Raw genomic sequence first — 13,583 nt, 5'->3', positions numbered from 1 at the left:
ATTTGACAGTGATCGAACGCGCGCCATAGAACCTACCGACATGACATCCATTTTCAAAAAGCTGGGGCGGTAGTGCGCATCGCCTTCGTCGGCAAGGGCGGCAGCGGCAAGACCACCCTGTCGGCGCTCTTCTCCCGCCATCTGGCCCTCTCCGGCGCACCGGTGCTGGCCGTGGACGGCGACATCAACCAGCACCTCGCCGAGGCTCTGGGCCACGACGGCGACGACCTGGGCGCCCCTCCGCTGGGCGCGCACGTGGCCGACATCAAGGACTTCCTGCGCGGCGACAACCCGCGCATCGCCTCCGCCGAGGCGATGATCAAGACCACGCCGCCGGGCCGGGGTTCACGTCTGCTGCGGCTGCTGGGTGACGACGAACTGCACACCAGACACGTCCGGCGGGTCGGTGACGTCCCGCTCATGGTGACGGGCGCGTTCGAGGAGAGCGACCTCGGCGTCGCCTGCTACCACTCCAAGCTGGGCGCGGTGGAGCTGTACCTCAACCACCTGGTCGACGGCCCCGGCGAGTACGTCGTCGTCGACATGACCGCCGGCGCCGACGCGTTCGCCTCGGGACTGTTCACCCGCTTCGACGTGACCTTCCTGGTGGCCGAACCCACCCGCAAGGGCGTCTCGGTGTACCGCCAGTACCGGGACCACGCACGGGAGTTCGGGATCCGGATCGCCGTGATCGGCAACAAGGTGACCGGCGAGGACGACCTGCTCTTCCTCAAGGAGCACGTGGGCGACGACCTGGTGACCCACCTGGTCCACTCGCCCTGGGTGCGCGCGGCCGAACAGGGGCGCGCCGAGGGCGGCCCGGACTCGCTGGAGCCCCACAACCGGCACGCCCTGTCGATCCTGCGCGAGACGGTCGACGCCCACCCCCGCGACTGGCCGACGCTCCACCGCCACGCGGTCGAGTTCCACCTGCGCAACGCCCGCTCCTGGGCGAACGAGGCGACCGGTCTCGATCTGGCCTCCCAGGTGGACCCGGACTTCGTCCCGGGTCCCGCCTCCCTCGGCTGACCCCCTCCTCCCACCGACAGACAGGAACCGCAGCACATGTCTCTCGACGTATCGCCGAAGCTCCTCGCCGAAGCCGAACAGGGCGACATCCGCGAGGAGGACTTCGTGGACACGGTCCGCACCTCCCTCCCCTACGCCTACGACCTGATCGCCTCCTTGGCGGGTGAACTCCGCTCCAGCCAGGCCGAGTTCACCGACAACCAGACCCCTCCCCCGTCGGAGAAGGAGCGCGGCCAACTTCTGCGCGCCCTCGCCAGCGACGCCATCCGCGGCAGCCTGGAACGCCACTTCGGCGTCGCCCTGGCCTTCCAGAACTGCCACCGCGTGGCCGCCTTCCGCCCGGAGGCGGCCGACGGCGAGACGTACGCCCGCTTCACGTCGGTGCGCTCGCAGGTGCTGAACCAGTCGCCGGAGTTCAGGGACTGCTGAGCGGAGTCCGGTGCGCGTGGCGGAAGGACCGGGCGGTGCCACCGCCCGGTCCTTCCCCCTCCTGTCCGGGACTTCCGTCCCGGACGTCACGTCCCCGACGTCACGTCACCGCGGCGACGTCACCGCCGGCGCCGGCGCGTACCCCGTCGGACGGGCCGTGAAGGTGCCGCGGCCCTGGGTCCGGCTGCGCAGCCTCGTGGCGTAGCCGAAGAGTTCGGCCAGCGGCACGGTCGCCGTGACCGCCCTCGAACCGCCGCGCACGGCCGAGCCGGAGACCCTGCCGCGACGGGCGGCCAGGTCGCCGAGCACGGCGCCCACGGCGTCCTCGGGCACGGTGACCGTGACCTCGGCGACCGGTTCCAGGAGGACCATCGCGCAGGCGCGCAGCGCCTGACGGAGTCCGGCCCGGCCCGCGGTGCGGAAGGCCGTGTCCGAGGAGTCCTTCACATGCGTCGCCCCGTCGGTGAGGGTGACGCGCAGGCCCGTCACCGGGTGCCCGCCGAGCGGTCCTTCGGCCAGGGCGTCCCGGCAGCCGGCCTCGACGGCACGGACGTACTCCTGCGGGACACGCCCGCCCACCACCGCGGAACGGAACTCGAAGTCCTCCTGCGAGGGTTCGACGTCGAGCACGACATGGGCGAACTGCCCTGCCCCACCGTCCTGTTTGACGTGCCGGAAGACCACACCCGACACGCCCCGCCCGACCGTCTCCCGGTAACTGACCCTCGGCCGACCGGTGTTCAGAGCGAGGCCGTGCTCGCGCCGCACCTTCTCCACCGCGACCTCCAGATGCAGTTCGCCCATGCCGGACAGCAGGGTCTGGCCGGTCTCGGGGTCCGTGCGGACGACGAGCGAGGGGTCCTCCTCGGCCAGCCGGGCCAGCGCGGACGCCAACCGGTCGGCGTCGACGGCCCGTTGCGGCTCGACCGCCACGGACACGACGGGGTCGGCCACGCTCGGCGGTTCGAGCACCAGTGGGGCCTCCGGCGCGCACAGGGTCGAGCCCGCCCGGGCCGACCGCAGCCCGACGACGGCGACGATGTCACCGGCGACCGCCCGCTCCAGCGGGGCGTGCCGGTCGGCCTGCACACGCAGGATCCGCCCGACCCGCTCGGTGCGGCGCGCGCCCGCGTCCCACACGGTGGCTCCCTTCTCGATCGTTCCCGCGTACACCCGGACGTACGTCAGCCGTCCCGTCGGGGTGGCGTGCACCTTGAACGCCAGCGCCGCGAGGGGCGCCGCCGGGTCGCAGGGCCGCTCCTCGCCGTTCTCGCCGCGTACGGCGGGCACGTCGAGCGGTGACGGCAGGTACGCCACGACGGCGTCCAGCAGCGGTTCGACCCCGCGGTCGCGGTAGGCCGAGCCGCACAGGACGACCACGCCGTCGCCGCTGCGGGTGAGGTCCCGCAGGGCGGCGGTGAGGGTGCCGGCGGACAGGGTCTCCCGGTCGCAGAACTCCTCCAGGGCGGCCGGATGCCGTTCCGCGACGGCCTCCTCCAGCGTGCGGCGGCGGCCGAGCGCCTCCTCGCGCAGGGAGTCCGGCACGGGTCCTTCCCTGACCGTGCCGCCGTCCGGCCAGGTCAGTGCCCGCATCCGGACCAGGTCGACGACACCGGTGAAGCCGTCCTCGCTGCCGATGGGCAACTGCACGACCAGCGGTGCCGGATGCAGCCGCCGCCGGATCGACTCGACGGCCGCGTCCAGGTCGGCGCCCGCGCGGTCCATCTTGTTGACGAACGCGATCCTCGGCACACCGTGCCGGTCCGCCTGCCGCCACACCGACTCGCTCTGCGGCTCCACACCCGCGACCGCGTCGAACACCGCGACCGCGCCGTCGAGTACCCGGAGCGAGCGCTCCACCTCGTCGGCGAAGTCGACGTGCCCGGGGGTGTCGATCAGGTTGAGGCGGTGTCCGTCCCACGCGCAGCTCACGGCCACGGCGAAGATGGTGATCCCGCGGTCCCGCTCCTGCGGGTCGAAGTCGGTGACGGTGGTGCCGTCATGGACCTCGCCGCGCTTGTGCGTGGTGCCGGTGGCGAACAGGATCCGCTCGGTGACGGTGGTCTTGCCGGCGTCGACGTGGGCGAGGATGCCGAGGTTGCGGACGACGGCGAGCGGGTCGGGGTGGTGGGTGGTGCGCACGGCCCATGGCCTTTCGGGTGGTGTGGTGACAGGGCTGCGCGATGTCCCGTACGACGGCATGACGGCACGTCGGTGCGTCTGCGTGGCAGGGGTGTCCGGCCTCGGTCAGGCGGTCGTCGCGGGCGTCCGGTGCCGGCCGCGCAGCGGGCACCGGAGGACCGGGGACACGAGGATCACGTCGTACGACGTCCGGGGAACGGCGACAGCGCTGCGCACGCACACGGCCGTACTCCCCTCACTCGTCGTCCCCTTCACGGGCTGCGTGGTGAGTGTAGGGACACCGGAAGGGGCGGGGCACGGGATTTTCTTCCGTGCCCCGCCCCTTCCGGCGAGCGTCGGCGCTAGAGGCCCTGGAGGCCGTCGTAGGCGGCCATGACGAGGTCCAACCCCCGCGTGTCCTCGGCGGGTTCGCGCATCTGGTTGGTCGCGTAGGCCACCACCATGCGGGCGTCGGGGTCGATCATGACGAGGGAGCCGCCCCAGCCGCCCCAGCCGAAGGAGGTGCCGAACAGGCCGTAGCCGAGGCCGTACCGCTGTGTCATGCCGATGACGCGGTCCTCGCCGCTGAACTGCTCCTCCCGGGCGCGTTCGGCGCCCGACGCCGACAGCAGCCGTACGCCCCGGACGGTTCCGCCGCAGGCGAGCGCGGACTGGACGAGGGCCACCGAACGGGCGTTGCCGAACCCGCCGGCGGCGGGGATCTGGGCGCGCCGCCAGGCCGTGCTGTTGCCGTCCCGGAGGCGGAAGGCGGTCGCCGTGGTGCGCGGGGCGTCGCTGTTCGCGGCGCCCGCGGTGTAGTCCTCGTCGCGGCCGGGAGGCGGGAGCGTGCGGGCGACCCGGTGGTCCTGGTCGGCGGGGAGCCCGATGTGGAAGTCGGCGCCGAGGGGGCCGGTGACCTCCTGGGCGAGGAACTCGCCGACCGTGCGGCCGGTGATCCGGCGCAGCACCTCGCCGACCAGGAAGCCCTGGGTGAGCGAGTGGTAGCCGGCCGCGGTGCCGGGCTCCCACAGGAGCGGCTGAGCGGCGAGCCGGGAGGTGGCGGCCGACCAGTCGTAGAGCTCCTCGACCGGGCCCTCCCAGTGGGGCAGGCCGGCGGTGTGCGACAGCAGGTGCCGCACGAGCACCTTCTCCTTGCCGGCGGCGGCGAACTCCGGCCAGTACCGGGCCACGGGGGCGTCCAGGTCGAGAGCGCCGCGGTCGGCGAGGATCAGCGCGCACAGCGCCGTCATCGTCTTGGTGGTGGAGAAGACGTTGGTGATCGTGTCCCGTTGCCACGGGGCCGTCCGGCCGGCGTGGGTGAAACCGCCCCAGACGTCCACGACCGGTTCACCGTCCACGAGGACGGCCACCGAGCCCCCCGCGTCCCCTTCGTCCAGCAGCGCCGCCAGTTTGTCGGGGACCGCGGAGAAGAGATCGTCGTACGTGCCCTGGATGTCGGCCATAAGGGGTATTGGGCCCATCCGGACGCGGCACGGTCAACCGAATTTGCGCGCCGACCCAAGGATATCGATCGCACGTGCGGAAAGGATCTGCTCTGGGAGCTGGTACTCACACGCGGTGGGGGGCACACGTGCGAAGCCACGAGCTCAGGTCGGACAACGAGTTGAGCGGAACGGTGCACGGCCCGGCCATCCAGGCAGGTGCGGTGTACGGCGGTATTCGCATCGGTTCGGAACCGCGTGACGTGACTCAGCCGCCCTGGCAGCTTCCACCGTCCATGCATGTGATCGACCGTTCGCGGGAATTCGAGGCACTGGAGCGGCACCGGGCCCGCGCCGTGCGGGAGCAACGCCCAGCGCTGGCAGCGGTGAGCGGCCTGGGCGGGGTCGGGAAGACCACCCTCGCACTGAAATGGCTGCACACCCTGCGGCCCGACTTCCCGGCCGGACAGCTCTACGCGGACCTGGGCGCGCAGGCCCCTGACGGCCCGGCGCTCCCGGAAGAGGTGCTCGGGCGGTTCCTGCGGGCTCTGGGGATCCCCCCGCAGCAGGTGCCGGGGACACTCGCCGAGCGGATGGCCCTGTACAGATCCCTGACCGCCGAGCGGCGCCTCGTCGTGCTGCTCGACGACGCCTCGACCGCGGCCCAGGTGCGGCCCCTGCTGCCGGCCGGCAGAAACGTGACGGCGGTGACCAGCCGCAGCCGGTTGCCGGGCCTGACCGTCGACGGCTGCTATCCCGTCCACGTGGAACCACTCGACCCCGAGGCGGCGGTCGAGCTGCTGGCGGACACTCTCTCCGACGGCAGGGTGGCCGCGCAGCCCGACGACGCGCGCACCCTGGTCGAGTTGTGCGCCGGGCTGCCGCTGGCCGTGCGGGTCGCCGGGGCCCGGCTCGCGGCACGGCCGGAACGGCGTATCACGACGATGGTCCGCGCGCTCGCCGAGGAGCGCGACCGGCTGGAGGTGCTGGCGATCGACGGCGACCACAATGTGCGTGCCGCGCTCGACCTGTCGTACCGGACGCTGCCCCCTCCTGCCGCCCGGCTCTACCGGCTCCTCGGGCTGCATCCCGGTCCGGACTTCGCGAGTCCGGTGGCGGCGGCGGTGCTCGCCGCCGAGGGCGATGCGGCGGAACTGCTGGACACCCTGCACGACGCGAGCCTGCTCCTGGACGCCGGGGAGGAGCGCCACCGGTTCCACGACCTCGTCCGCCTGCACGCCGCCACGAAGGCGCGGGAGGACGAACCCGGGGAGGAGCGCGCGAGGGCCCTCCGCCGTATCGCCGACCACTATCTGGCGAGTGCCACCCGGGCCGAGGAGGTCATCGATCCACAGCACCGCACCATGGCCCGCGACTACGGCCCCGGGCCGGTGGTCGCGGCGGAGACCGGCCGCGAACCCGAGGTCGCCCTCGACTGGCTGGAACGGGAGCTGCCCAATCTGATGGCCGTGATCCGCCAGTCCCGCCCCGCCGGCTTCCCGAGCGTCGGCTGGCAGCTCGCCGACGCACTGTGGCCCCTGTTTTTGCGCCGCAAGTTCTACGACGACTGGCTCGCCGCGCACGAGGAAGGGCTCGCGGCGGCCGAGGAGTCGGGGAACACCGCCGCCGCGTGCCGGATGCTCACCTCCGGTGGCGTGGGGCAGCTCGGTTCCGGGAACCACGGCCGGGCCCTGGAGATGTTCGAACACACGGCCCGGCTCTTCCTGGCGGCCGGCGACCGACTCGGTCAGGCCCGCACACTCAACTACCGCGGGCTCGCTCTGCAGCGCCTCGGCCGCCTCGACGAAGCCGCCGGCCTCTTCCGGCGGGCAGCGGCGGAGCTGCCGGCGTGCGGTGACAGGCGGGCCGCGGCACTGGCCCGGCTGAACCTCGGCGACGTCGCTCTCGTCACCGGACCTGCGCAGGAGGCCGCCCGCCACGCCCGTGCCGCCCGCACGGCGCTTCAGGAGGCGGGCGACACGTACAACGCGGCGCGCGCGGACACCCTGCTGGGTCGTACGCATCTCGCCCTGAACCAGTTCGATCAGGCCGAGGAGCATCTCTCCGCCGCGTTGGCGGCGCTGCGCGGCCTGACCGCGAACTACGAGACGGCCCGCGCCGCGGCGGGCCTGGCCGAGGTCGCGGAACGACGTGGGCACGCGCACCTGGCCCGCGAGCACTACCGGGAGGCACTGGAGCTCTACACCTCCGTGGGCCGGTCACGAACCGCGGAGGCGGAGTCCGCGCGGGAGCGGCTGCGGCGGCTGGAGAACGGCGAGTCGGAGCCGCAAGCACAGAGCAACGAGCCGCACCCGCGGAACGATGGAGCGCACCCGCGGAACGACGAGCCGAATCCTCCGGCGGACAGCCCGGCCACCAGCCAGGAATGAGCCAGCGAGGCCAAGGTCCCCCACATGTCCGCCGGTTGCTCCGGCCCGCGGGCCTCGAACCCGATCACGGTTCCGTCCGGACCGAACCGGATCCAGCAGCGGGGACCCAGGTGCCCCGCCACCACGAGAGCGCCCGGATGCGCGGCAGCCGTCTCGGCAACCCCGCGCACTCCTGTGTCGTGCCTGATCAGCACGTCGCCCAGCAGAGACCAACGCTTCGGTGCGGGGAGCCGAACCCTGACGTGCTCGTCCACGGTCGGGGCGCCGGTGTCGGGATTCAGGAGCACGCTGCGGATCCGGTCCACCGGACCGTACGACCTCGTTCCCGGGGACAGCGCCGTCCGGAACGTGACCGCGACAAGCCTCGTCATGGCGCCGCCACGCTGCCCGGTTCGTCGTAGGGCACCGTGAGCGGGAGGCGGGCCGGCTGTGGCGTGGCCCGTGCCGTGGGGGCCCGTAATCGCAGTTTGCGGTACAGCAGCGCGCGCATCCTGCGTTCGAACCGGCCGGGCTCCGAGGAGATGCGGGCGGCCACCCGCTCGCTCCGGTGCGAACGCCAGGACGCGGAGCTCCGCTTGAGCTGTGGCCGCAGCGGGCGGTCCGCGCGCAGTCGGGGCGCGAAGGACATGAGTTCGGCGAGCGGTGAACCCGGATCCACGTCGGGGTCGGGCCGACCCGCCATGAAGATGGGTACGCCGGTCATCGCACCGTAGAGGGAGACCGAGCCGTGATCGCCCACGATGTAGTCAGCGGCCACCAAGGCCCCGGTCCAGTCACTGTGCGGGCTGACCAGGGTCAGCCCCGCGCGGGCAAGCCCGGCGAGCCAGGAACGGACCTGCCAGTCGCCGTGCGCGTTCCAGACGTGCGGATGCAGGAGGGCGGCGACCCGGAACTCGTCCCGGGGCAGTTCGCCCACCAGCCTCTCCAGGAGCTCCCACCCCTGCCCCAGGAGCGAATCGGGCCCCCAGGTGGAGCAGATGAGCACCAGCCGCTGCCCGGCTCGCACGCCCAGTGCATCGCGGTACAGGGCCCGCAGGGGAAGACTGACGGCGATGCGATCGAAACAGGGGTCGCCCACCACTTCGGCCACCGGCACGGCCTCAGGGCATTCACGGCCGAGCCTGGTCAGCTCTTCCTGATGGGCCAGTACGACCACCTCGGGCACCACCGCGCCGTCCCGTACCAGTCGCTGCCTGCTGAGACCGTAGACACCGCGCCGGGCCACCGGGCGGCCGCTGCGGGCGGCCGACGCGATCTTGTTGTGTCCAGCACCGTGCGGAAGCACGATCACGGGCGTCTGGAGTTCGTGGAGGCTGCCGTGGCCGGCGGCCAGAGCGAGGTCGAAGACCGTCTGCACCGCCTGGCTCCACGGCAGCACCAGGCCCCTCAACCGCCCCAGGAACTCCGCCACTCCGTTGCTGAACACGTCCGGTGCCTGGGTGAAGAAGACCTGCACGCGGACGTCGCCTTCCAGCAGGCGTATCGCGTCGAGCAGGCGCTGACCCGCGATCACCGTGTGCACCACCACCAGGACACGCCTGCGGGGCGCACGGGTGGCCCAGCGCTCGACGTCGAGACGCACCGGCACATGACGCCAGTGCGGCTCGGGCACTGTCACGCTCATCGTTGAACTCCCCCGGTTCTCCTTCATGCCTTCGCGGCCATGGAAACGCTCGGCCGATGACAGAAGCGTGCCCGGGGGTCCGGACGGCGGGCTTGCAGGATTCCTGCACGCCTGTGCAACCGGGGATCGCCCGCTACGTGCGCCCCCCTCACGCTCCGGTGCGCCTCTGTGTTCACCCCCGGATTCCACAGAACAGCGGCCGGGCTGCTGGACAAATGTGCGAGCACTGCCGAAGTTGCAAGAAGGGTTACACCCACCGGGGGTGATCGTGGAACTTCTTGCTCTGGGACCGCTTGAGCTGTGGCACGGGCGGCAACAGCACGAACTCGGATCGCTGAAAGAGCGCTGCGTGCTGGCCGTCCTCGTGCATTCTCGGGGCGAGCCGGTCTCCGTGGACGCGTTGATGGACCGCGTCTGGAACGGTGATCCGCCGCTCACCGCCCAGGACACCCTGCACAGTTACCTCTCGCGGCTGCGAAGACGATTACGCGGGGCGGTGGGCGACGACCTGGCGCGGGTCGAGCGGCCCTCCCGCCGGCTGTACCAACTGCGCGTCGATCCCGAGGACATCGACCTGCTGCGTTTCCAGCGCCTGCGGACCGATGCCGCGGCCGCTGGGGCACGGGGGGAACGCGAGCTCGCGATCGGGCTGCTGCGCACCGCCGAAGCACTGTGGCGGGGCGATCCCTTGACCGAGTTCGGCGACAACTCCTGGGCGCTGTCCGTACGGGCCCGGCTGATCGAGGAGCATCGCCGGGTCCGGGAGGAACGCATCGGCCTGGAGATGGAGCTGGGGCGCCACGCCGACCTCATCGGCGAGCTCCAGGAGTTGGCGTCGCACAACCCCTTCGCCCAGAAGGTGATCGGCTCACTGATGCTGGCCCTGTACCGCTCCGGACGTCACGACGAGGCTCTCGCCGTCTACCGGGACACCCGTGGAAGGCTGCACGAGACCCAGGGCATCGAACCCGGCTCGGAACTCCAGGAACTCCATCTCCGTATGCTCGAACAGGACCACACGCTCCTGGGCGCGGAGACCGGTCCGAATGCCGCGGCGATCGCGCCGGAACCGCGCGACTGCCTGCCGCGGGACACCCGCGACTTCACCGGCAGGGCCGGTGAGCTGCGCATCCTGCTGGCCGCCTCCGCGGCGGAGAGCGACAAACCGGACGCCCTGCCCGTCACCGTCGTGCACGGAATGCCCGGAATCGGAAAGACGACACTCGCCGTACACGCGGCCCACCGAATGAGGGCCTCCTACCCGGACGGTCTGTTCTTCGTGGACCTGCGGGGCTTCGGCAGCCGGCAGCCCCTCGACCCGGCGGAGGCCCTGGCGATCCTGCTGCACTCGGCCGGCTGGTCCGGTGAGCTGCCCGCCACGTCGGACGAGAGAGCGGCCAGGTGGCGGGAGTGGACCGCGCGGCGCCGTGCGCTCGTCGTACTCGACAATGCCAGGGACGCCGCGCAGGTCACTGCTCTGCTGCCCGGGGCGCCCACCTGTCGTGTCATCGTGACGACCCGGAGCCGGCTGGCCGGGCTCGACAGCGCCACGTCCCTGTTCGTGGACGCCCTGTCCCGGACGGAAGCGGCGGCTCTCTTCACCCGGATCGTCGGCTCCACGAGAGCGTCCGCCGAGCCCAAGGCCCTGGCCGAGGTCGTGGAGGCGTGCGCGTGCCACCCCCTGGCCGTGCACCTCCTGGCGAGCCGTTTTCGCCACCGTGACTCCTGGGCGCTCCAGGACCTCCTCGACCGGCTGACCCACGCGGCCAATCCGCTGGAGGAGTTCGACTCCCTGATCGAGGCGGTCTTCAGGTTCTCGTACGCCGAACTCGGCGCTCCCGCACAGCGGTTGTTCCGCCGCCTCGCCCTGCACCCCGGCCCGGACATCACCCTCGACGCGGCAGCGGCACTGGCCGGGCCGGACTTCGAGGACGAGGGCGGACCGCTCCAGCGATGCGTCGAGGACCTGCTGGACTCCAGTCTCCTCGAAGAGCCGGTGCACGGACGCTACCGCCTGCACGATCTGACCCGGGCCTTCGCCCTCCAGATGGGCGCCCGCACGGATCCGGCAGCGGAGCGGCACGCAGCGGTCGGCCGTCTCGTCTCCAGCCACCTCGCCGGCGCCCGGCAGGCCGACCGCCTGGTCCACCCCCACCGTCGGCCCGTTCCGCTGAGCGTGGAGCAGGAACCCCTCGCCCCACACAAGTTCGAGGACGCGGACGACGCCTCGGTCTGGCTCTCGGTGGAACGTGCCAACCTCCTGGCGATCGCGCGTACGGCCGCACTGCACCATCCGGAGTACGCGGCTCTGTTCCCCAGCGTTCTGGCGAGATCCCTCAAGCGGTGGGGGGCCTGGGACATCGCGGCCGAGCTCTTCGAGGCGGCGCTGCCCGCCGTCCGCGCCCGCGCAGACCGCAGCGCGCTCGCCCGTGTCCTGACGGACCGTGCGGATCTGCTGGCGCAACGCGACCACGTTCAGGCGCTGCAGTGCGCGACCGAGGCCCTGTCGATCTACCGGGAACTGCACGACGCCAACGGCCGCGCCGACGCGCTCCTGCAGTCGGGCCGCGCCCACCTCGCGGCCGGCCACAGTGCCGCGGCCATGTCCGTCCTCGAGGAGTCACTCGCCCTGTACGGCGAGACCGGAGACCGGTCCGGAGAGGCCGACTGCCTCAACGTGCAGGGAATCGCGCTGTACTACGCGGGGCGGTACGACGACGCTCTGCACCGGGTCCAGCTCATGGCGCGCATCTACGAGGCGCTGCCCGATCCGTACGGTCTGGCCCAGGCTCTGAACAACCGGGGCGAGCTGCACTATCTCCAGGGGCATCATGAGGAGGCCCGCGACTGCTACGAGAAGTCCCTGGTGCTGATGCGGGAACACGGCGGCCGGCCCGAACTGGCGATCCTGGACACCAATCTGGGCACCGTGCATCAGGCCACGGGCCGGACCGACCGCGCCCTCGCCTTCTACCGCAGAGCACTCGCCGGCCACCGGAGCATCGGCGACGCGCTGGGCGAAGCGGATGTGCTGATCAGTATGGGAGCCGCCCACGCACAGTCCGGACGCCGGGGCGAGGCACTGCTGCACTTCGCCATGGCGGAACAGATCGCCACTGGCATCGACAACCCGTACGAGACACTGCGCGCGAAGATCGGGGCGGCCGACGTCCAACGTGAAGCGGGGCGGCTCGACATCGCGCTCAAAGGCTATGAGGAGGCTCTTGAGGTGGCCCGGAGAGCCGAATTCCCTCTGGGTTCGGCCCAGGCGCTCGCGGGGCTCGCGCGCACCGCCCTGCTGCGTCCCCGCGGCGCCCAGGAGGCCCACCGGTACGGCGAGCAGGCCATCGCCCTGTACCGACGCCTCGGCGCCGACGGGGAAGTGGAGAAACTGCTCCGGCTTCTGGCGACGCCCGAGTCGACCGGCTCCTGAGCCCCCTCCCAGGAGCCGGCACTCTCCGCCTCGCGGACCTGGATCAGCCGGCCGTTCGGCCGGTGACGGCCCTCGGCCGTGTCACCACATCCAGCGGAAGACCACCACGGTCACGTAGGTCGCTCCCAGGACTGGCAGTGCGGCGAGGTACATCCGCAACAAACGCGCTTTCAACGTGCTCCTCGAAGATCGATCGGACATATCTGCCGCGAGTGATCACTCCGGCAGGCCGAAAGCTACTAGATCCACGAGGAGACGAGGACGCATTTGCGAAATGCGAACACATTCGGCATTAGGACACGTGACCGTCATGTCGGCCTGACCTGCGACAACTCGGTTCACCGCAGGAGGTGTTGAAGGTCAGGCCGGAGAAGCTCTGCCCTTGCAGGACCGGCCCGTGCTGCACGCCCCCGCTGATGCTGTTGCGAACCGCCCGCGACACTTCCTCGTCCGCAGGCGGGTCGAGCTCCGCCAGCAACGACCGCAGCTCGTCGGCGGCGCCCGGATCGGCCTCCAGTACCCGTCGCAGCCTGACGCGCCACCCGGCCTCGATGTCGGCCATGACGTCGCCGTCCGCCGCGTCCCGGGCCGCCGTCAACTCCTGCCGGGACACCCGCAGCTCCTCCTCGGCCGACTCCTCGTCACCACCCCGCGCGAAGATCCGCACCAGTCGGTCCCGCGCCTGCGTCCAGGTGTCCGACACCATGAGCCCGATCAGCGTCGTGGCCCCGGACGTCGCCAGTGCCGCAAGCTCAGCCTCCACTGCCGCCCCCCCCCTGCGCCGGTGTTCTGTTGCCCCGCAGAAGCCAAGGTAAGGAGGCGGCGGAGGGTTGAATAGACCGGACACCGCGCCATTCGATGCGAGGAGGGCGCCGGGCGACCGGACGGTAGACCACTGAAGCGACGGCCTCGGCTCGCCCGCGCCGAACGCGAATGGTGCCGACCGGAAGCCGGTCGGCACCATTCTGTGTTGCGTGCTGTGTCCGAGGGGGGACTTGAACCCCCACGCCCGATAAAGGGCACTAGCACCTCAAGCTAGCGCGTCTGCCATTCCGCCACCCGGACCAGGTGTCTGCCGCCTTGGCGGGGGTGTTCCCCGCGGCGACATGGACAAC

General features: G+C 71.6%; 8 protein-coding genes and 1 tRNA gene. 4 read left to right on the top strand and 5 right to left on the bottom strand.

Features of this window, described 5'->3' with window-relative positions:
* The first annotated feature begins 72 nt into the window (after nucleotides 1–72).
* Both ACIQJT_RS00115 and ACIQJT_RS00110 read left to right on the top strand, forming a co-directional pair.
* Nucleotides 73–1,029, top strand: coding sequence for an ATP-binding protein (locus ACIQJT_RS00115; protein WP_402638510.1), 957 nt, complete (start codon nucleotides 73–75; stop codon nucleotides 1,027–1,029).
* A gap of 36 nt (nucleotides 1,030–1,065) precedes the next feature.
* Nucleotides 1,066–1,458, top strand: a complete 393-nt coding sequence (locus ACIQJT_RS00110) for an SCO5389 family protein (protein ID WP_402638508.1) — start codon at nucleotides 1,066–1,068, stop codon at nucleotides 1,456–1,458.
* Nucleotides 1,459–1,563: 105 nt separating this feature from the next.
* Here the strand turns inward: ACIQJT_RS00110 and fusA are convergent, their stop codons facing one another.
* Both fusA and ACIQJT_RS00100 read right to left on the bottom strand, forming a co-directional pair.
* Nucleotides 1,564–3,600: an elongation factor G gene (fusA, locus tag ACIQJT_RS00105; protein ID WP_402638505.1), complete on the bottom strand. Its 2,037-nt coding sequence runs from the start codon at nucleotides 3,598–3,600 to the stop codon at nucleotides 1,564–1,566.
* A 341-nt stretch (nucleotides 3,601–3,941) separates the two neighbouring features.
* Nucleotides 3,942–5,042, bottom strand: coding sequence for a serine hydrolase domain-containing protein (locus ACIQJT_RS00100; protein ID WP_402638503.1), 1,101 nt, complete (start codon nucleotides 5,040–5,042; stop codon nucleotides 3,942–3,944).
* A 128-nt stretch (nucleotides 5,043–5,170) separates the two neighbouring features.
* Here ACIQJT_RS00100 and ACIQJT_RS00095 point away from each other — a divergent pair, with 128 nt between their 5' ends.
* A complete protein-coding gene (locus ACIQJT_RS00095) occupies nucleotides 5,171–7,411 on the top strand; it encodes an ATP-binding protein (RefSeq protein WP_402638501.1) in 2,241 nt (746 codons plus the stop codon).
* Nucleotides 7,412–7,778: 367 nt separating this feature from the next.
* On the opposite strand, the gene ACIQJT_RS00090 is transcribed toward ACIQJT_RS00095, so the two are convergent.
* Entirely contained in the window at nucleotides 7,779–9,035 is a 1,257-nt protein-coding gene (locus ACIQJT_RS00090; protein WP_402638499.1) for a hypothetical protein, read from the bottom strand.
* 268 nt (nucleotides 9,036–9,303) lie between these two features.
* Between ACIQJT_RS00090 and ACIQJT_RS00085 the strand changes: the two genes are divergently transcribed.
* A complete protein-coding gene (locus ACIQJT_RS00085; RefSeq protein ID WP_402638497.1) occupies nucleotides 9,304–12,468 on the top strand; it encodes an AfsR/SARP family transcriptional regulator in 3,165 nt (1,054 codons plus the stop codon).
* 292 nt (nucleotides 12,469–12,760) lie between these two features.
* On the opposite strand, the gene ACIQJT_RS00080 is transcribed toward ACIQJT_RS00085, so the two are convergent.
* Nucleotides 12,761–13,231: a hypothetical protein gene (locus ACIQJT_RS00080; RefSeq protein WP_402638495.1), complete on the bottom strand. Its 471-nt coding sequence runs from the start codon at nucleotides 13,229–13,231 to the stop codon at nucleotides 12,761–12,763.
* 217 nt (nucleotides 13,232–13,448) lie between these two features.
* Nucleotides 13,449–13,533 (bottom strand) — tRNA-Leu (locus ACIQJT_RS00075).
* Between the last annotated feature and the right edge of the window lie 50 nt (nucleotides 13,534–13,583).

It is taken from the genome of Streptomyces sp. NPDC091972 (assembly GCF_044756385.1).
Classification (GTDB): Bacteria; Actinomycetota; Actinomycetes; order Streptomycetales; family Streptomycetaceae; genus Streptomyces.
The sequence above is the reverse complement of the archived record's forward strand: the minus strand, read 5'-3'. Positions and strand labels throughout refer to the sequence as shown.

What these genes read in the sequence shown, in the direction of transcription:
- ACIQJT_RS00090 (WP_402638499.1), bottom strand. Translation starts at nt 9,035, where the DNA reads ATGAGCGTGACAGTGCCCGAGCCGCACTGGCGTCATGTGCCGGTGCGT.
- ACIQJT_RS00110 (WP_402638508.1), top strand. Translation starts at nt 1,066, where the DNA reads ATGTCTCTCGACGTATCGCCGAAGCTCCTCGCCGAAGCCGAACAGGGC.
- ACIQJT_RS00100 (WP_402638503.1), bottom strand. Translation starts at nt 5,042, where the DNA reads ATGGCCGACATCCAGGGCACGTACGACGATCTCTTCTCCGCGGTCCCC.